16 protein-coding genes and 1 riboswitch are annotated in these 18119 nt (G+C 70.0%); of the genes, 13 read left to right on the top strand and 3 right to left on the bottom strand.

Features of this window, described 5'->3' with window-relative positions; genetic code table 11:
• Window positions 1–168: 168 nt before the first annotated feature.
• The 10 genes from ACZ4TG_RS32600 (at window position 169) to ACZ4TG_RS32555 (ending at window position 10218) form a co-directional block, all read left to right on the top strand.
• Window positions 169–759, top strand: coding sequence for a CDP-alcohol phosphatidyltransferase family protein (locus tag ACZ4TG_RS32600; protein ID WP_468169927.1), 591 nt, complete (start codon window positions 169–171; stop codon window positions 757–759).
• Between the two features lie 101 nt (window positions 760–860).
• Complete coding sequence (locus ACZ4TG_RS32595; protein ID WP_468169924.1) at window positions 861–3356, top strand: sugar phosphate nucleotidyltransferase; 2496 nt, start codon at window positions 861–863, stop codon at window positions 3354–3356.
• A gap of 98 nt (window positions 3357–3454) precedes the next feature.
• Window positions 3455–4357 carry a DUF881 domain-containing protein gene (locus ACZ4TG_RS32590; protein WP_468169921.1) on the top strand — a complete coding sequence of 301 codons (903 nt, stop codon included), beginning with the start codon at window positions 3455–3457 and terminating at the stop codon, window positions 4355–4357.
• On the top strand, window positions 4354–4686 hold the full coding sequence (locus ACZ4TG_RS32585; protein ID WP_030158423.1) for a small basic family protein: 333 nt from the start codon (window positions 4354–4356) through the stop codon (window positions 4684–4686). The genes ACZ4TG_RS32590 and ACZ4TG_RS32585 overlap by 4 nt, the downstream gene beginning before the upstream one ends.
• 5 nt (window positions 4687–4691) lie before the next feature.
• Window positions 4692–5501 (top strand): DUF881 domain-containing protein, encoded by an 810-nt coding sequence (locus tag ACZ4TG_RS32580; RefSeq protein ID WP_468169918.1) that lies wholly within the window; start codon window positions 4692–4694, stop codon window positions 5499–5501.
• Between the two features lie 82 nt (window positions 5502–5583).
• Window positions 5584–6528: an FHA domain-containing protein gene (locus tag ACZ4TG_RS32575; protein ID WP_468169957.1), complete on the top strand. Its 945-nt coding sequence runs from the start codon at window positions 5584–5586 to the stop codon at window positions 6526–6528.
• A 45-nt stretch (window positions 6529–6573) separates the two neighbouring features.
• Window positions 6574–7344 (top strand): transcriptional regulator FtsR, encoded by a 771-nt coding sequence (gene ftsR, locus ACZ4TG_RS32570; RefSeq protein ID WP_468169915.1) that lies wholly within the window; start codon window positions 6574–6576, stop codon window positions 7342–7344.
• Window positions 7345–7396: 52 nt separating this feature from the next.
• Entirely contained in the window at window positions 7397–7870 is a 474-nt protein-coding gene (locus ACZ4TG_RS32565) for a bifunctional nuclease family protein (RefSeq protein ID WP_007262890.1), read from the top strand.
• Window positions 7871–8050: 180 nt separating this feature from the next.
• A complete protein-coding gene (locus ACZ4TG_RS32560; protein WP_468169912.1) occupies window positions 8051–8695 on the top strand; it encodes a MerR family transcriptional regulator in 645 nt (214 codons plus the stop codon).
• 56 nt (window positions 8696–8751) lie between these two features.
• Window positions 8752–10218, top strand: a complete 1467-nt coding sequence (locus ACZ4TG_RS32555; protein WP_468169909.1) for a DNA polymerase IV — start codon at window positions 8752–8754, stop codon at window positions 10216–10218.
• A gap of 10 nt (window positions 10219–10228) precedes the next feature.
• Here the strand turns inward: ACZ4TG_RS32555 and ACZ4TG_RS32550 are convergent, their stop codons facing one another.
• Window positions 10229–10618, bottom strand: coding sequence for a PRC-barrel domain-containing protein (locus ACZ4TG_RS32550; RefSeq protein WP_468169906.1), 390 nt, complete (start codon window positions 10616–10618; stop codon window positions 10229–10231).
• 113 nt (window positions 10619–10731) lie between these two features.
• A riboswitch (glycine riboswitch) is annotated at window positions 10732–10830 on the top strand.
• Between the two features lie 197 nt (window positions 10831–11027).
• Between ACZ4TG_RS32550 and gcvP the strand changes: the two genes are divergently transcribed.
• Complete coding sequence (gene gcvP, locus ACZ4TG_RS32545) at window positions 11028–13913, top strand: aminomethyl-transferring glycine dehydrogenase (protein ID WP_468169903.1); 2886 nt, start codon at window positions 11028–11030, stop codon at window positions 13911–13913.
• A 123-nt stretch (window positions 13914–14036) separates the two neighbouring features.
• On the opposite strand, the gene ACZ4TG_RS32540 is transcribed toward gcvP, so the two are convergent.
• Window positions 14037–14225: a DUF5999 family protein gene (locus ACZ4TG_RS32540; protein WP_468169900.1), complete on the bottom strand. Its 189-nt coding sequence runs from the start codon at window positions 14223–14225 to the stop codon at window positions 14037–14039.
• A 284-nt stretch (window positions 14226–14509) separates the two neighbouring features.
• Window positions 14510–15130, bottom strand: a complete 621-nt coding sequence (locus ACZ4TG_RS32535; protein WP_468169897.1) for a hypothetical protein — start codon at window positions 15128–15130, stop codon at window positions 14510–14512.
• A 495-nt stretch (window positions 15131–15625) separates the two neighbouring features.
• Here ACZ4TG_RS32535 and ACZ4TG_RS32530 point away from each other — a divergent pair, with 495 nt between their 5' ends.
• Together ACZ4TG_RS32530 and ACZ4TG_RS32525 are read left to right on the top strand one after the other, a co-directional pair.
• Window positions 15626–17161 carry a glutamate-cysteine ligase family protein gene (locus ACZ4TG_RS32530; RefSeq protein ID WP_468169895.1) on the top strand — a complete coding sequence of 512 codons (1536 nt, stop codon included), beginning with the start codon at window positions 15626–15628 and terminating at the stop codon, window positions 17159–17161.
• A 168-nt stretch (window positions 17162–17329) separates the two neighbouring features.
• Window positions 17330–18058, top strand: coding sequence for a CPBP family intramembrane glutamic endopeptidase (locus ACZ4TG_RS32525; protein WP_468169953.1), 729 nt, complete (start codon window positions 17330–17332; stop codon window positions 18056–18058).
• Window positions 18059–18119 lie beyond the last annotated feature (61 nt).

Below are 18119 nucleotides of genomic sequence, written 5' to 3'. Positions count from 1 at the left end.
TGCAGGGGGGACCCTGTGGGAGAGTAGGACGCCGCCGAACAATCATTGTGGGAAAGCCCCGCACCTTATGGTGCGGGGCTTTTCTGCGTTCCGGGCCGGGTCGAGGTCTCCTGTAGGGTCAGGGGGCATCGTCTTCAACATTTCTACAGTCACAGTGGAGGCCCCCGGGTGGAGGTCCAGGAGACTCGGGTTCAGACTGACCGAATTTTCACCATTCCCAACATCCTGAGCATGGCTCGCCTCGCCGGCGTGCCCCTGTTCCTCTGGCTGATCCTGGCGGAGTACGACGGGTGGGCGCTGGCCGTCCTCATGCTCAGCGGGATCAGCGACTACCTCGACGGGAAACTCGCGCGCCGCTGGAATCAGATCAGCAATCTGGGCCGGCTGCTCGATCCGGCCGCGGACCGTCTGTACATCCTGACGACGCTGTTCGGGCTGACCTGGCGCGAGATTCTGCCGCTGTGGCTCACCGCGGCCCTGATCGCGCGCGAGCTGATGTTGCTGGTCATGGTGTGGATCCTGCGGCGACACGGCTATCCGCCGCCCCAGGTCAACTTCCTCGGGAAGGCCGCGACCTTCAACCTGATGTACGCGTTCCCCTTGCTGCTGCTCAGTGAGGGATCCGGTTCGTTGGCCTGGATGGCGTCAGTTTTCGGATGGGCGTTCGCCGGATGGGGTACAACCCTCTATTGGTGGGCAGGAATCCTATACGTGGTTCAGGTCCGCCGTCTGGTCAAGGCCGATGCCACAGCCGATTGAGCTTGTTCGACGCCGGTACTGACGCGGAGGTGTTGCGGAGTCACCGTCCGAGACGGGTGAGGTCGGCTCGACCGTCATCTCTCAAGGAGGACTCTTCCGACATGAAGGCCGTCGTGATGGCCGGTGGCGAAGGTACGCGTCTTCGCCCCATGACCTCAAGCATGCCCAAGCCGCTCCTCCCGGTCGCGAACCGGCCCATCATGGAGCACGTGCTCAGGCTGCTCAAGCGGCATGGGCTCAGCGAGACCGTGGTTACCGTGCAGTTCCTGGCGTCTCTCGTCAAGAACTACTTCGGTGACGGCGAAGAGCTCGGAATGGAGCTCACCTATGCCAACGAGGAGAAGCCACTCGGCACCGCCGGCAGCGTGAAGAACGCGGAGGAGGCGCTGAAGGACGACACCTTCCTCGTCATCTCCGGCGATGCGCTCACCGACTTCGACCTCACCGACCTCATCGCTTTCCACAAGCAGAAGGGCGGACTGGTCACGGTCTGCCTGACCAGGGTGCCGAACCCGCTGGAATTCGGCATCACGATCGTGGACGAAGAGGGAAAGGTCGAGCGCTTCCTCGAGAAGCCGACCTGGGGACAGGTGTTCTCGGACACCATCAACACCGGCATCTACGTGATGGAGCCGGAGATCTTCGACTACGTCGAAGCGGACGTGTCCGTCGACTGGTCCGGCGATGTCTTCCCGCAGCTCATGAAGGAAGGCCGGCCGATCTACGGCTACGTGGCCGAGGGCTACTGGGAGGACGTCGGCACCCACGAGAGCTACGTCAAGGCGCAGGCCGACGTACTCGAGGGCAAGGTCCAGGTCGACATGGACGGCTTCGAGATCTCGCCCGGCGTGTGGATCGCCGAAGGCGCTGAGGTGAGCCCGGACGCGGTGCTGCGCGGGCCGCTGTACATCGGGGACTACGCGAAGATCGAAGCCGGTGTGGAGATCCGCGAGCACACGGTCATCGGGTCGAACGTGGTCGTCAAGAGCGGGGCCTTCCTGCACAAGGCGGTCGTGCACGACAACGTGTACATCGGGCCCCACAGCAACCTGCGCGGCTGCGTGATCGGCAAGAACACCGACATCATGCGCGCCGCCCGGATCGAGGACGGGGCCGTCATCGGTGACGAGTGCCTCGTCGGTGAGGAATCGATCGTTCAGGGGAACGTCCGCGTCTACCCCTTCAAGACGATCGAGGCCGGTGCCTTCGTCAACACGTCGGTGATCTGGGAGTCGCGCGGACAGGCACACCTGTTCGGTGCGCGAGGAGTCTCCGGGATCCTGAACGTGGAGATCACCCCCGAGCTCGTGGTCCGGCTGGCGGGTGCCTACGCGACGACCCTGAAGAAGGGGGCGATCGTCACCACGGCCCGTGACCACTCCCGAGGTGCGAGAGCGCTCAAGCGTGCCGTGATCTCGGCGCTCCAGGCCAGCGCCATCAACGTGCGCGACCTGGAGAACGTACCGCTGCCCGTGGCCCGGCAGCAGACCGCGCGAGGCGGCGCCGGCGGCATCATGCTGAGGACCTCGCCCGGGGTGCCGGACTCGGTCGACATCATGTTCCTCGACGAGCGCGGTGCGGACCTCTCGCTCCAGCAGCAGCGCAAGCTGGACCGGGTGTACGCGCGTCAGGAGTACCGGCGGGCGTTCCCCGGCGAGATCGGTGACCTGCAGTTCCCGGGCAGTGTCTTCGACGCGTACACGGGCTCGCTGCTGCGGCGCGTGGACATCTCCGGGGTCGAGGACTCCGGGCTGAAGGTGGTCGTCGACGCGTCGAACGGCAGTGCGGGTCTGGTTCTGCCCAGCCTGCTCGGCCGGCTCGGGGTGGACGCTCTCACCGTCAACCCCGGTCTCGACGAGTCCCGGCCGACGGAGACCAGGGAGTCCCGGCGGGCCGGGCTGGTGCGGCTGGGGGAGATCGTGGCCTCCTCGCGGGCGGCCTTCGGCGTCCGCTTCGACCCCGTGGGCGAGCGGATCTCCCTCGTGGACGAGCGCGGGCGGATCATCGAGGACGACCGCGCGCTGCTGGTGATGCTCGACCTGGTCGCCGCCGAGAAGCGCAGTGGCAAGGTGGCGCTGCCGGTGACCACGACCCGTGTCGCCGAGCAGGTGGCGGCGTACCACGGCACCCAGGTGGAGTGGACGACGACCTCGCCCGACGACCTGACCCGGGTGGGCCGTGCCGAGAACACCATCTTCGGCGGGGACGGCCGGGGCGGGTTCATCGTTCCGGAGTTCAGCAGCGTCTTCGACGGTTCGGCGGCGTTCGTGCAGCTGATCGGTCTGGTGGCGCGGACGCAGCTCACGCTGAGCCAGATCGACGCCCGGATCCCGCGGGCCCACGTGCTCAAGCGTGACGTGCCCACGCCGTGGGCGGTGAAGGGGCTCGTCATGCGGCGGGTCGTGGAGGCGGCCGGCGACCGGCAGGTGGACACCACCGACGGCGTGCGGGTCGTCGAGGCCGACGGGCGGTGGGCGCTGGTCCTGCCGGACCCGGCCGAGGCGGTCACGCACCTGTGGGCCGAAGGACCGGACGACGAGTCCGCCCAGGCCCTGCTCGACGAGTGGGCCGCGGTCGTGGACGGCGGCGAGCACTGAGCGGCTGAGACGGCGGTCCGGCGGACCGGGCGCGGGCGAGCGTCCCGTCCGGCCCGCCGGACTGCTGCATTCGGTGTCACAGCTGCCGACATGCGACGATGTGCGGCATGTCGCAGCCGCCCAACAACCGGAGTTCGGCCACGCCGCCCGCGCGCCCGGACGCTTCCATGTCGCTGCTGACGCACGTGATGGACCACAGTCTCGACGAGGGCTATGCGGAAGCATCGGCCCGGCGGGAGGCGGAGGGTACGGCGGGGCTCCCGCGCACCCTCAAGGCCAAGCTGGGCCTGGCCGCCGGGCTCGTGCTCGCGGCCATGGTGGTCACCCTCGGCGCGGCCGAGGCGCGGATAGCGGCGCCGGTGCTGGCCAAGGAGCGCCAGGAGCTGATCGACCGGGTGGAGCGGGCCGGCGACCACGCGGACGGCCTGGAGCGGGACATCGAGCGGCTGCGGACCGAGGTCGCGGACCGGCAGAGCGAGGCGCTGAAGCAGCACGGCGGGGACAAGGGCCAGCTCGTGGCGCTGCTGTCCGGTGCCACCGATGTGCAGGGGCCCGGGATCAAGCTGGTGGTGGACGACGCCAAGGGCGCCTCCTCCGGCGGTGGCGGACCGCGCGAGAGCGCCGGGTTCTCGGACACCGGCCGGCTCCGTGACCGTGACATGCAGAGGATCGTCAACGGGCTCTGGCAGTCGGGTGCGGAAGCGATCTCGATCAACGGGCAGCGGCTCACGGCCCTGTCGGCCATCAGGGCCGCGGGTGACGCGATACTGGTCGACAACAAGCCGCTGGTGCCGCCGTACGAAGTGCTCGCGGTGGGTGACAAGAAGAAGCTCGGGACGGCCTTCCAGGACTCCGAGGGCGGCCAGTACCTGCACGTCCTGCAGGAGAGCTACGGCATCCGCTCCACCCTGTCGCCCGTGGACGATCTGCGGCTGCAGGCCGCGTCGAGCCTGACCGTACGTACAGCTACAGCAGAAGAGCCGAAGAAGGGTGCATCGTGATCGCGGTACTGGGCCTCGTGGCCGGAGTGGTGGTCGGACTTCTGGTCCGCCCCGAAGTGCCGGCCGTGGTGGAGCCTTATCTGCCGATCGCCGTGGTGGCGGCGCTGGACGCGGTGTTCGGCGGTCTGCGCGCGATGCTGGACGGCATCTTCGTGGACAAGGTCTTCGTGGTGTCGTTCCTGTCGAACGTGGTCGTCGCCGCGCTGATCGTCTTCCTCGGTGACAAGCTGGGCGTCGGCTCGCAGTTGTCGACGGGTGTGGTCGTGGTCCTCGGAATCCGGATCTTCTCCAACGCCGCGGCCATCCGCCGGCACGTCTTCCGGGCGTGAGGCCGATGAGCACGGAGAACACCCCGCCCGAGGAACCAAATGTCCCGGAGCAGCCTCTTAAGGAGGGGACGGCGCAGGCGGCCGGGCCCGAGCAGACCGGACGGCAGCGGCTGGCGGCCGGTCTGTGGCCCCCGCGGGTGAGCCGGGCCCAACTGATCGTCGCGCTGCTGCTGTTTGTGCTCGGTCTGGGTCTGGCCATCCAGGTGCGGTCGAACAGCGACTCCAGCGCCCCGCTGCGCGGTGCCCGTCAGGAGGACCTCGTACGGATCCTCGACGAGCTCGACGGGCGGACCAAGCGCCTGGAGGACGAGAAGCAGAAGCTGGAGGACCAGCGCAAGGAGCTGGAGAACAGCTCCGACCAGGCGGAGGAGGCGCGGAAGCAGACCGTGGAGAAGGAACGCCAACTGGGCATCCTGGCCGGTACGGTGGCAGCCCAGGGACCGGGCATCACGCTGCGGATCACCGATCCCAAGGGGCAGGTGAAGTCCGACCAGCTGCTGGACGCCCTCCAGGAGCTGCGGGCGGCCGGTGCCGAGGCGATCCAGATCAACGGTGTGCGGGTCGTGGCGGGCTCTTTCTTCTCGGACGAGGGTGACGGGGTCGCGATCGACGGGAAGAAGATCACACAACCCTATGAGTTCAAGGTGATCGGCAAGCCGCAGGATCTGGAACCGGCGCTCAACATCCCCGGCGGTGTCGTGCAGACGCTGGAGAAGGAGCAGGCCACCGTTGCCGTCACACGGTCGGCGAAGATCGTTGTGGATGCCTTGCGGGCTGCGAAGCAGCCTGACTACGCTCGGTTGTCATCACCGTGAGGCGGTGCGGAGTGTGGAGCGGCTCACGCGGGCGGAAGCCTGCGGGGGGTCGAGGCACCGAAGTCGCGGTGCGTGGTGGAAACTGTCTGGTGGTTACGGACGTTGTGAGAATGTCCGGATCGGCAGGTGTGTGCATTCGGAGTTCGTCCTGCCCCACGGGCGGGTCTGTTTCGGTCAAGGGGAATCGCCCGTGAAGTTGTTTGAGAAGTTGTTCGGCAAGAAGAACCGCGAGGACAGCGGTGCCGCGCGTCATCGCGCGGGGCATGGAGACGGGGAAGGGCAGGGCGACCGGCCGCTCTTCCGCGACGAGGTTGCCGGCGCGGGTGATAATTCGGGCGCGCAGGGCGCGTCGGCTGTTGACCCTGCTGGTACCGGACGCATAGGTTTCGGTGAACCATCAACCTCAAGTACGGGTGGAGGGTTTGCACCCGACCCGTATGCCACCAATGCCTCCGCGGGGCAGCCGCGGCGCGAGGAGCCGTCCATGTCGGCCGAGCAGATTTGCAGCAGGTGCGGGCACCGCAGCGATGCGGCTAGCCGGTTCTGCTCGAACTGCGGCGCGCCGCTGCGGCCGGGCCTGACGCCGGAGCGTGCCTCGGAGACCACGTCCACGATCTCGATCTCCGGCCTTGAGGCCTACGAGGCCGAGGTGTCGGGACAACAGCACGTGTCGTCCTCGCTGTCCCCCGAGGCCCAGGCCGCGGTGGAGGCGCTGCCTCCGGGTTCCGCTCTGCTGATCGTGCGGCGCGGTCCCAACTCCGGCAGCCGGTTCCTCCTGGACGGCGAGCTGACCACGGCGGGCCGGCATCCGCAGAGCGACATCTTCCTGGACGACGTCACCGTCTCCCGGCGCCATGTCGATTTCCGCCGGGGCCAGGACGGCGGCTTCACCGTCTCCGACGTGGGCAGTCTCAACGGCACGTACGTGAACCGTGAGCCGATCGACTCGGTCGCCCTGCACAACGGCGACGAAGTGCAGATCGGCAAGTACCGGCTGGTCTTCTACGCGAGCCTGCGGGGCATCTGACCCTTTCCCGGACCCGGTCCGGGGAGGAGCTCCAGGGAAGGTCCCATGCTGCGCACCCCGACGGGCGGTGCCGGAAACGGCACCGCCGGCTCGGCCGGGCGGCTGGTGAGCATCGGCACGGTGCTGACCATGCTGCGCGACGAGTTCCCCGATGTCACCATCTCGAAGATCCGCTTCCTGGAGGCGGAGGGGCTCGTCGAGCCCCGGCGCACACCTTCCGGGTACCGCAAGTTCAGCCCCGAGGACATCGAGCGGCTGAGCCGGATCCTGCGGCTCCAGCGCGACCACTACATGCCGCTGAAGGTCATCCGCGAACAGCTCGACGCGCTCGACCGCGGCGAGCAGATCCGCATCCCCGCGCCCACCGTGCACCGGGACGCCGACGGCGCGGTCGATCCCGCGAGCCCCTCGGCCGTCTACGGCGAGGTGGGCGGGGAGCGGCCGGCCGCGGCCCGGGTGGGCCGGGCCGAGCTGATCGCCGCCGCCGAGGTGGACGAGGTCCACCTGGTGGAGTGGGAGTCTTACGGGCTCATCGCCGAGGCGCCCGGCGGGGGATTCGACGCCGAGACGGTCACCGTGGCCCGCCTGATCGCGGATCTCGGTCGATTCGGGCTCGAGCCCCGCCATCTGCGCGCTATGAAGGCGGCAGCGGACCGGGAGGCCGGTCTGGTGGAGCAGCTCGTCGCCCCGCTGCGCCGCCACCGCAATCCGCAGACCAGGGCGCATGCGGAAGCCACGATGAGGGAGCTCGCAGGGCTCTCCGTACGGCTTCACGAGGCCCTCGTGCAGACCGCTCTCGGGGTCCGGCTCCACTGACCAGGGGGAGCCCGACTACCCAAACCTGCCGGGCAGGTCCTAGGGTTGCTGTGTGAACGAGCTCGACGTTGTGGGTGTCCGGGTGGAAATGCCCTCGAACCAACCGATCGTGCTCCTGCGTGAAGTGGGAGGCGACCGGTACCTCCCCATCTGGATCGGACCTGGGGAGGCGACCGCCATTGCCTTCGCGCAGCAGGGCATGGCCCCTGCCCGTCCGCTGACGCACGACCTGTTCAAGGACGTGCTGGAGGCGGTCGGTGAGGAGCTCACCGAGGTCCGGATCACGGATCTGCGGGAGGGCGTCTTCTATGCGGAGCTTGTCTTCGCCAGCGGGGTCGAGGTGAGCGCGCGGCCTTCCGATGCCATAGCGCTGGCCCTGCGGACGGGGACGCCGATCTACGGCAGTGACGGCGTGCTGGACGACGCCGGCATCGCCATTCCGGACGAGCAGGAGGACGAGGTCGAGAAGTTCCGGGAATTCCTCGACCAGATCTCGCCCGAGGACTTCGGCACCGGCCCGCAGTGAGGCGCGGGGCGCGCCGTCCTCCAGGAACTTTCAGCCCATTCAAGTAGCCTTTCCCCGTTACGGGGCACGGGAAACCACTCTCAGGGTGATTATCACTCGGCGTGCCGAGTGTGGCGATCGTTGACGCACCCCTGGTGACTGCCTACCTTCGAGGTGGCAGGTCAAGGACGGAGGGTCGGCGTGAGGATCACGGGCGACGGTACGACCGGGGGCACCCCCGCACGGAGTGACGGCGGGCCGTATCCGCTGCACGGCGGTGCGGCCGGTTCCGCGCGCCGTCAGCCGGAGTCGGGGCCGACGCCGGTGGGACCGGTGGGTGACGCGCAGGCGCCCGAGAGGATCGGCTACCGGGGGCCGACGGCGTGCGCCGCGGCGGGCATCACGTACCGGCAGCTGGACTACTGGGCACGCACCGGGCTGGTTGAGCCCAGCGTGCGGCCCGCCTACGGATCCGGCACGCAGCGGCTGTACAGCTTCCGGGACGTGGTGGTCCTCAAGATCGTCAAGCGGTTCCTGGACACCGGGGTGGCGCTGCAGAACATCCGCACCGCCGTGCAGCACCTGCGCGACCGCGGCTTCTCGGACCTGGAGCGCATGACGCTGATGAGCGACGGCGCCACCGTGTACGAGTGCACCTCGCCGGACCAGGTGGTGAGCCTGCTCCAGGGCGGCCAGGGGGTCTTCGGCATCGCCGTGGGCGTGGTCTGGCGGGACGTCGAGAACGCGCTCTCACAGCTCCACGGAGAGCGGATCGACACCGGCGAGACGCTGGTCGGGCAGAACCCCGCGGACGAGCTGGCGGCGCGCCGCAACCGGGCCGTCTGAGACGCGCTGACCCGGCTCCGGCCGGATTGTCAGTGGCGTACGGCAGCATCGGGGCTGTGAGAGCCGCGCCGACCATCCTGCATCTGGACATGGACGCCTTCTACGCCTCCGTGGAGCAGGCGTCGAAGCCGAGCCTGCGCGGCAAGGCGGTGATCGTCGGCGGTCTCGGGCCGCGCGGGGTCGTCGCCACCGCCTCGTACGAGGCACGCCGCTTCGGGGTGCACTCGGCGATGCCGATGGCGCAGGCCCGGCGGCTCTGCCCGAACGGCGCCTACCTGATCCCCCGCTTCCGTCTGTACCAGTCGGTCAGCGAGCTGGTCATGGGGCTGCTGCGGCAGCTGTCCCCGCTGGTGGAACCGCTCAGCCTCGACGAGGCTTTCGTGGACCTGGAGGCGGGCGGGGCGGCCTTCGACTCGGCCGGGGCGCGAGCCGCGGGGGAGCGGCTGCGGGCCGACATCATGGCCGCCACGGGGCTCAGCGGGTCCGTGGGGCTCGCCGGGTCCAAGATGCTGGCCAAGGTGGCCTCCGAGGAGGCCAAGCCGGCCGGGCTGCTGCTGATCGAGCCCGGGACCGAGCGGGAGCTGCTGGCGCCGATGTCGGTGCGGACCCTGCCCGGGGTGGGGCCGGTCACCGGGGAGCACCTGAGACGGGCCGGGATCACCACGGTGGGGGAGCTGGCCGAGGCCGGTGAGGACGAGCTGGTCCGGATGGTGGGGCGGTCCCACGGCGTCGGCCTGTACCGGATGGCGCTGGGGCTGGACGACCGGCCGGTGGTCGCCGAGCGCGATGCGAAGTCGGTCTCGGTGGAGGACACCTTCGACGTGGACCTGCACGACCGGGTCCGGATCCGGGGTGAGGTGCAGCGGCTGGCCGACCGGTGCGTGGGCCGGCTGCGGGCCTCGGGGCACTCGGGGCGGACCATCGTCCTGAAGGTGCGGCGGTACGACTTCTCGACGCTGACCCGCTCCGAGACCCTGCGGGGGCCGACGGACGACGCGGGAGTGGTGCGGGAGGCGGCTTCGCGGCTGCTGGAGGGCGTGGACACCACGGGCGGGGTGCGGCTGCTGGGGGTGGGCGTGACGGGGCTCGCGGACTACACGCAGGAGGACCTGTTCGCCCAGGCGGCGACGCTGGCCGCTGCCGAGGCGGGCGGTGTGGACGGCGTGGGCGGCGCGGAGGGGCCGGACGGGGCCGAGGGGCCGCAGACGGCCTCCGAGGCGGGCACGGGCGGGGCTGAGGGGGTTACAGCGGCTCCAGGGGTTCCAGGTGCCGTGGAGGCCGATGGGGCTGCCGAGGCCCCCGGGGGCCCGGAGGCGGCTCCCGAGCGGCGCTGGGCGGCCGGGAGCGACGTACGGCACGCGGTGTACGGGCCCGGGTGGGTGCAGGGCAGCGGGGTCGGGCGGGTGACCGTACGGTTCGAGCAGCCGGGCTCGCCGCCCGGCCGCGTGCGGACCTTCGCGGTGGACGACCCGGAGCTGGAGCCCTCCGATCCGCTGCCGCTCCAGGGGGTCGGGGCGGCCTGAAGGACAGCCCTCAGCCCTCGCCCGCCAGGCTGCCGAAGTCCTGGGCCGTGGTGTTCGGGGGCTGGGGGCGGTGGAAGTCGGCCGGGAGGGTCACGTCCAGTCCGTAGTGGTGGTACAGCTGCAGCTCCTGATCGGGGGAGAGGTGGCGGCCGACGCCGAAGTCCGGGGCGTCCTTGATCAGGGAGCGTTCGAAGGGGACCCGCAAGGTGTCCCCGACCACCTCGCTCGGCTCCAGGGGGACGAACGCGTCCCGGCCGAAGAGGCCCGTCCGGACGGCGGCCCATTCCGGGACGCCCGTGGCATCGTCGAGGTAGACCTCGTCGACGGTGCCGATCTTGGCGCCGTTGCGGTCGAATGCCTTGCGTCCGATCAGGCTGCGCGGATCGATGTCGGTCTGCACGGTCCCTCCACATGGTCGCAGCTCCTCCGTAATGACTACAAAAGTGCATATTCGGGGAGGGGGCCACTCGAGGGAGTGTTCAGATCCTCGCTGGTAGGCTGGGTGACGGCTGTTGACCCTGTGCGGGAGAGTCCTCCGAGTGAGTTCGACGGAGGCGCCGAAGGAGCAAATCCTCCCCGGAATCTCTCAGGCATACGTACCGCACGTGACGAGGCCACTCTGGAAAGCAGGGGCGGGTACCGGGTGCGCAGTGCCGGTTCCTCTCCTCACCGACGGTGAAAGCCGGATCTCGTGGGCGACCCCCAGGAGGCCCGGTGAAGCTCTCAGGTTGAGATGACAGAGGGGGAGGCCGTCCGGGTGCCCGCGCCGTGGTGCCCCTCGCAGGTCATACGACCAGGAGGCCTCCGTCATGACCGCCAACCGCATTCCGCTCTCCCAGCTGGAGCGAGGCATCCCCTTCGAGCAGCGCCACATCGGCCCGGATGCCGAGGCGCAGGCCAAGATGCTCGCCCAGGTGGGCTACGGCTCCCTGGACGAACTCACCGCCGCAGCGGTACCCGATGTGATCAAGAGCGCCGAGGCGCTGAACCTGCCCGAGGCGCGGACCGAGGCCGAGGTGCTCGCCGAGCTCCGTCAGCTCGCCGACCGCAACCAGGTGCTCTCGCCCATGATTGGTCTCGGCTACTACGGGACCTTCACCCCGCCGGTGATCCTGCGCAACGTCATGGAGAACCCGGCCTGGTACACGGCCTACACGCCGTACCAGCCCGAGATCTCGCAGGGCCGCCTCGAGGCGCTGCTGAACTTCCAGACCGTCGTCGCCGACCTGACCGGCCTGCCGACCTCCGGCGCCTCGCTGCTCGACGAGGGCACCGCGGCCGCCGAGGCGATGTCGCTGGCCCGCCGCGTGGGCAAGGTGAAGGACGGCGTCTTCCTGATCGACGCCGACGCGCTGCCGCAGACCATCGCCGTGATCGAGACGCGCGCCGAGCCGACCGGTGTCGAGGTCGTCGTCGCCGACCTGAGCGACGGCATCCCGGCCGAGATCGCCGAGCGCGGCGTCTTCGGCGTGCTGCTCCAGTACCCCGGTGCCTCGGGCGCCGTACGGGAGATCAAGCCGGTCATCGACCAGGCGCACGAGCTCGGTGCCATCGTCACCGTCTCCGCGGACCTGCTCGCCCTGACGCTGCTCACCTCCCCGGGCGAGCTCGGTGCGGACATCGCCGTCGGCACCACCCAGCGCTTCGGTGTCCCGATGGGCTTCGGCGGACCGCACGCCGGCTACATGGCCGTCCAGGCCAAGCACGCCCGCTCGCTGCCCGGCCGCCTCGTCGGCGTCTCGGTGGACGCGGACGGCAACAAGGCGTACCGCCTCGCGCTGCAGACCCGTGAGCAGCACATCCGCCGCGAGAAGGCCACCAGCAACATCTGTACCGCTCAGGTGCTGCTCGCCGTCATGGCCGGCATGTACGCCGTCTACCACGGCCCGGACGGCCTGCGGACGATCGCCCGCCGCACCCACCGCTACGCCGCCCTGCTCGCCGCGGGCCTGACGGCCGGCGGGGTCGAGATCGTGCACGGCTCCTACTTCGACACCCTCACCGCCCGGGTTCCGGGCCGCGCCGCCGAGGTCGTGGCCGCCGCCCGCGAGGGCGGCGTCAACCTGTACCAGGCCGACGCCGACCTGGTCTCGATCTCCTGCGACGAGACCACGCTGCGCGCCGACATCGAGGCCGTCTGGGCGGCGTTCGGCGTCACCGCCGACATCGAGGCGCTGGACGAGAGCACGGCGGACACGCTGCCCGAGGGCCTGCTGCGCTCGGACGCGTACCTGAGCCACCCGGTCTTCCACCAGCACCGTTCCGAGACCGCGATGCTGCGCTACCTGCGCAAGCTGTCGGACAAGGACTACGCGCTGGACCGCGGCATGATCCCGCTGGGCTCCTGCACCATGAAGCTCAACGCGACCACCGAGATGGAGCCGGTCACCTGGCCCGAATTCGGCCAGCTGCACCCGTTCGCCCCGGTGGAGCAGGCCGAGGGCTACCTCACGCTCATCACCGAGCTGGAGGAACGTCTCTGCGAGGTCACCGGATACGACAAGGTCTCGATCCAGCCCAACGCCGGCTCCCAGGGTGAGCTCGCCGGCCTGCTGGCCGTCCGCGCCTACCACCGGGCCAACGGCGACGAGCAGCGCACCATCTGCCTCATCCCCTCCTCCGCGCACGGCACCAACGCCGCCAGCGCCGTGATGGCCGGCATGAAGGTCGTCGTCGTCAAGACCGCCGACGACGGCGAGGTGGACGCGGCCGACCTGCGCGCCAAGATCGAGCAGTACCGCGACGAGCTCGCCGTGCTGATGATCACGTACCCCTCCACGCACGGTGTGTTCGAGGAGCACGTCGCCGACATCTGCGCCCAGGTGCACGAGGCCGGCGGCCAGGTCTACGTGGACGGCGCCAACCTCAACGCCCTGGTGGGTCTGGCCAAGCCGGGTCACTTCGGCGGCGACGTCTCGCACCTGAACCTGCACAAGACCTTCTGCATCCCGCACGGCGGCGGCGGCCCGGGCGTCGGCCCGGTCGGTGTCCGGGCGCACCTGGCCCCGTACCTGCCGAACCACCCGCTCCAGCCGACCGCCGGTCCCGAGACGGGCGTCGGCCCGATCTCGGCCGCTCCGTGGGGTTCGGCGGGCATCCTGCCGATCTCCTGGTCGTACGTGCGCCTCATGGGCGGTGAGGGCCTCAAGCGCGCCACCCAGGTGGCGGTGCTCGGTGCCAACTACATCGCCAAGCGCCTGGAGCCGCACTACCCGGTGCTCTACACCGGCCCGGACAACCTGGTCGCGCACGAGTGCATCATCGACCTGCGCCCGCTGTCGAAGTCCACGGGCGTGAGCGTGGACGACATCGCCAAGCGTCTGATCGACTACGGCTTCCACGCGCCGACCATGTCCTTCCCGGTGGCCGGCACGCTGATGATCGAGCCGACGGAGTCCGAGGACCTCGCCGAGATCGACCGCTTCTGCGATGCGATGATCGCCATCCGCGGCGAGATCGAGCGGGTCGCCTCGGGCGAGTGGCCGCTGGAGGACAACCCGCTGGCCAACTCCCCGCACACCGCTGCGGCGCTGGGCGGCGAGTGGGACCACCCGTACACCCGCGACGAGGCGGTCTTCCCGGGCGGGGTCACGGCCGCCGAGAAGTACTGGCCGCCGGTGCGCCGGATCGACGGTGCCTTCGGTGACCGGAACCTGGTGTGCTCCTGCCCGCCGCTCGACGAGTACGAGAACTGAGCGGCTGCGAGCACCGAGCCGTGTTCGTAGTCGTATGACATGAAGAAGGGGCCGGTCCCGGAGCAACGCTCCGGTGACCGGCCCCTTCTTCATGTCTCCCGTCGGCCGCGCCGCGGCCTTCGCCTACGCCGCCGCGAGCGGCCGGTGCGGGGCGATGATCTGCCCGTCCGGCAGCAGCTCCCCGGTGTCCTCGAAGAGCAGGACGCCGTTGCACAGCAGGCTCCAGCCCTGTTCCGGGTGGTTGGCCACGGGGAACGCGGCCTCCCTGTCGGCGGAGTCTGATGACGGGCAGGCTGGCTGGTGCTGGCACATGGATGCGTTCTTTCGCTGCGGTGTGGTCTGTGTGCTACGGCTCGAGGCGTGATTCATGGCCGTCCCCCTGGGTCATCCCCGCACCCGCGGGGAGTGTGTCGTCAGTCTTCCCCCATGACGGCTGCTTCGCAGGTATTTCCCGGCAGCTGTCCTCATAGATTGATGACGCATCACTCGTGCGGGCGGTTCAGGCCAACTCCCCTGTCATTTTGGGTGGTTCACCAGTGGTCCGAGCGGGCTACGCCGAATGGACCAGCTGGGTCATGCCGCTCGAAGCGCCCTGGTCAGGCCGCCGGAGCGGCCATCGAGGGCGGTACGGGAGGAGCCGGCGGGGTGAGCCGGTGGGTCAGCACGGGTAGCAGTTCGGACACCGGATGGGGTCGGAACGGGGCGATCCCGGGCGGTGCGGGGGCCAGCGGGACCAGCAGGTCGGCGGCGGCCGGCAGCCCGGACGAGGCGTCGGCGCCCACCGCGCCGTGCAGCCACAGGGTCAGCATGTACAGCTCCGGAACGGACAGCAGCCGCGGCTGGTAACTCGTGCCGAGGGACTCCGCCTGACGCAGGGCGCGTTCGGTGGCCGCCACGTACGGGCCCTCGAAGAAGTGGGAGAAGGCCCAGCCGTCCGGGGTGAGCCGGGTGTCGGCCGCGGCCACGAACCGGTCCCCGCTGCGGATCAGGAACCGCCAGCCGGTCAGCCGCGTACGGGGCGGCCTGCCGCCGGCGGCCAGGGGCGAGGAGTGCAGCCGGTCCAGGACGTGGACCGGGAGCGGGAGTTCGGGGGTCAGCGGGCCCTGGATCTTGCGCAGGGCCGGGGTGTGCGCCTCGTGGACGGCGGTGGGAGAACCGAGTGCCGCGAGGACGCTGCGCAGGGCGGGCGCGGGAGCCGGAGGGACGTGCAGCGGCATGGTGGGTCGCCTCTCACTTGGGAGACCTGTGGTGCGGGGGAAGGTGCGGACGGCGCTGTCGCATTCTGGGGCCAGAGGGGGGCTGAGGGGCAATGGCCGCGCGCCAACTCTCTGCCTCGTTTGCGGAGTTTATACGACATGTGTTCACGCAGTGTTTCGGCTAGCTGTCCCGGCTATTGCCGGCAAGGCGCTTACCGGACCCGCTGACATGGCGTTCATGCCGTTTGCGCGCAGACGTGCCGCGCTGACCTCGGAGGTTACCGGATGGGGGCTCGGCTGGAAAGCGCCGGTTATCCTGAATGGGCAAAGTCGACGCGGAATTTGCGCTATTGGAGTTGCCAGGTGAATGTGCCGAAGCGCCCTTCGGGCCAAACCGGCGCGCGCTCCCCGCCACGCACGCCCCCGCTGCGTTAGAGATCATGCCGCCGGGGCATCATCGACCGTAACGCGCGCCTGGGTGCTCCGGGCCAGGGCCATTCGAGGAGGGACGCTTCGATGGGGGAGAAGGTCGTGGCAGGCGGATTCGACCTGTCCGATCGGCAACGGTATCGGAGGAAGCTTCACGAGTGCCTGGAGGGGCTGGAGCGGCTTCTGGCGGAGAAGAGGTTCGATCGGCCCAAGAACATGATGGGGCTGGAGATCGAGCTGAATCTCGCGGGTGCCGACGGTTTGCCGAGAATGGTGAATGCCCAGGTTCTGGAGCGGATAGCGAGCCCTGATTTCCAGACCGAACTCGGAATGTTCAACCTGGAGGTGAACGTACTTCCGCACCGCCTCGACGGCCGGGTATTCGACCAGCTCGCCGAGGAACTGAGCGCGGGGCTGCACTATGCCCACCGGCAGGCCGCGGAGATCGACGCGGGCGTGGTGATGATCGGGATCCTGCCGACGCTCACCCGCTCCGACCTGGCCCTGGCCAACCTCTCGGCCGTGGACCGCTACTCCCTGCTCAACGAGCAGATCCTGATGATGCGCGGCGAGGACTTCACCCTCGACATCGACGGCGTGGAACGGCTGACCTGGACCTCCGGGTCGATCGTTCCGGAGGCCGCCTGTACCTCCGTGCAACTGCACCTCCAGGTCACCCCGGCCCGGTTCGCGGACGTGTGGAACGCGGCGCAGGCCGTGACCGCCGTACAGATAGCCGTCGGCGCCAATTCGCCGTTCCTGTTCGGGCGCGAGCTGTGGCGGGAGTCGCGGCCCCCGCTGTTCACCCAGGCCACCGACACCCGGCCGCCCGAGCTCCAGGCGCAGGGGGTGCGCCCGAGGACCTGGTTCGGGGAGCGGTGGGTGGACTCGGCGTACGAACTCTTCGCGGAGAACATCCGCTTCTTCCCCTCCCTGCTGCCGATCTGCGACGAGGAGGAGCCGCTGCGGGTCCTCGCCGAGGGCGGGGTGCCGAGCCTGCAGGAACTGGTGCTGCACAACGGCACCGTCTACCGCTGGAACCGGCCCGTGTACGGGGTCGCCGACGGGGTGCCGCACCTGCGGGTGGAGAACCGCGTGCTGCCGGCCGGGCCCACGGTGGCCGACGTCGTCGCCAATGCCGCCTTCTACTACGGGCTCGTACGGACCCTCGCGGACGAGCAGCGTCCGGTGTGGACCCGGCTGCCGTTCGCGGAGGCGGAGGCCAACTTCGACGCGGCCTGCCGGTACGGGATCGACGCGCGGCTGCGCTGGCCGCGCCGCGGCCGGGCCGGGGGGCTGGCCAGCGTGTCGGCGGTGCGGCTGGTGCTGGACGAGCTGCTGCCGATGGCGGCGGCCGGGCTGGACGCCTGGGGGATCGAGCCCGCCGACCGGGACCACTACCTCGGGATCATCGAGGAGCGGTGCCGGCGCCGGGTGAACGGGTCGACCTGGCAGGTGGACACCTACCACCGGGCGCTCGCGTCCGGGCTGGACCGGGACACCGCGCTGGCCGCGACAACCCGGCGCTACAGCGAGCTGATGCACAGGGGCGACCCCGTGCACACCTGGCCGGTCGGTCTCGCGGGGCGGGAGGTGGACACCACGGCGGTGGCCGGCCGCTGATCCACCGCAGTCCGGTGATCCCGTTCCCCCGCCGAGGAGGCAGTATGGGTGGTCGGAACGGGATGTCGCGGTCGGACGGCGGCGGGACGGGAGTCGGACGTGCGGGTGGAGCCGGAGCCGGTGGTCAAGGACCTGCCGCAGGGCGGTCGCGGGTATCTGCGGACCGAGATGCTGCTCGTACTCGCGCTGTCGCTGGGGGCGAGCGGGGTCTCCGCCCTGATCAGCTTCATCGGCTCGCTCACCAAACCGGGCGGGCTCAAGGACCAGGCCGCCACGCTGAACGGCTCGTACGCGCCCGGGCGGCCCTGGCTCGACCTCGCCTGGCAGCTGTTCGGGATCGCGAGCGCGCTGGTTCCCGTCCTGCTCGTCGCGCACCTGCTGACCCGGGAGGGCGTGCCGGGGCTGCGGGTCCTGGGCTTCGACCGGACCCGGCCGGTGTCGGACCTGGGCCGGGGCGCGCTGGTCGCGGCCGGGATCGGGAGCGCCGGTCTGGCCTTCTACCTGGTGGCCCGGGCGAGCGGCTTCAACCTGACGGTGGTGCCCGAGGCGCTGCCGGACGTGTGGTGGAAGTTCCCCGTCCTGATCCTCTCCGCGGTGCAGAACTCCGTGGTGGAGGAGGTCATCGTGCTGGCCTACCTGCTGCGCCGGCTCGACCAGCTGGGCTGGTCCCCGACGGCGGCGCTGCTGGCGAGCTCCGTGCTGCGCGGCTCGTACCACCTCTACCAGGGCATCGGCGGCTTCATCGGCAACATGGTGATGGGCGTGGTGTTCGTGCTGGCCTACCGCCGCTGGGGCCGGGTCGCGCCGCTCGTCGTCGCGCACGCCCTGCTCGACATCGTGGCCTTCGGCGGCTACGCCCTGCTCGCGGGCAAGGTCGGCTGGCTGCCGACTCCCTGAGGGCACTCCCGCAGTCCCCGGCGGAGCTGTCCCGGGAGCCGGCGGCCTGACCGGTACGGCA

The sequence above is a fragment of the Streptomyces sp. NPDC028314 genome, assembly GCF_055565795.1.
The sequence above is the reverse complement of the archived record's forward strand: the minus strand, read 5'-3'. Positions and strand labels throughout refer to the sequence as shown.

Bases quoted from the DNA above. Each gene is read 5' to 3' on its own strand.
- gcvP (WP_468169903.1), top strand. From the start codon at position 11,028: ATGACCGCCAACCGCATTCCGCTCTCCCAGCTGGAGCGAGGCATCCCC.
- ACZ4TG_RS32540 (WP_468169900.1), bottom strand. From the start codon at position 14,225: ATGTGCCAGCACCAGCCAGCCTGCCCGTCATCAGACTCCGCCGACAGG.
- ACZ4TG_RS32590 (WP_468169921.1), top strand. From the start codon at position 3,455: ATGTGCGGCATGTCGCAGCCGCCCAACAACCGGAGTTCGGCCACGCCG.
- ACZ4TG_RS32530 (WP_468169895.1), top strand. From the start codon at position 15,626: ATGGGGGAGAAGGTCGTGGCAGGCGGATTCGACCTGTCCGATCGGCAA.
- ACZ4TG_RS32595 (WP_468169924.1), top strand. From the start codon at position 861: ATGAAGGCCGTCGTGATGGCCGGTGGCGAAGGTACGCGTCTTCGCCCC.
- ACZ4TG_RS32580 (WP_468169918.1), top strand. From the start codon at position 4,692: ATGAGCACGGAGAACACCCCGCCCGAGGAACCAAATGTCCCGGAGCAG.
- ftsR (WP_468169915.1), top strand. From the start codon at position 6,574: ATGCTGCGCACCCCGACGGGCGGTGCCGGAAACGGCACCGCCGGCTCG.
- ACZ4TG_RS32525 (WP_468169953.1), top strand. From the start codon at position 17,330: ATGCTGCTCGTACTCGCGCTGTCGCTGGGGGCGAGCGGGGTCTCCGCC.
- ACZ4TG_RS32535 (WP_468169897.1), bottom strand. From the start codon at position 15,130: ATGCCGCTGCACGTCCCTCCGGCTCCCGCGCCCGCCCTGCGCAGCGTC.